1 pseudogene is annotated in these 235 nt (G+C 54.0%); it reads left to right on the forward strand.

Annotation, left to right across the window (positions count from 1 at the left end):
* Window positions 1-82: 82 nt before the first annotated feature.
* Window positions 83-235 (forward strand): annotated as a pseudogene (locus WFH18_RS18160) (transposase domain-containing protein); the annotation flags it as partial.

A 235-nucleotide genomic window follows, 5' to 3' on the forward strand; every position in this document is an offset into this window, starting at 1 on the left:
GCAGAGGCTTGAGCCGTGTGCTGGGAAACTCGCATGCACGGTTCTTAGGGGGTTGGACGTAGGTAACTGCGTCTGACTACCCGACAATCAGATGCGTCCCTGGGCGTTGGGACGCAAGAACTGTCTGTTTGCAGGTTCGCTGCGCAGTGGTCAGCGAGCGGCAAACATCATGACTTTAATCCAGTCAGCAAAGCTGAATGGCTTGGATCCGTATGCCTATTTAAGTGATGTGCTG

It is taken from the genome of Acinetobacter sp. USHLN143, assembly GCF_037145695.1.
Classification (GTDB): Bacteria; Pseudomonadota; Gammaproteobacteria; order Pseudomonadales; family Moraxellaceae; genus Acinetobacter; species Acinetobacter fasciculus.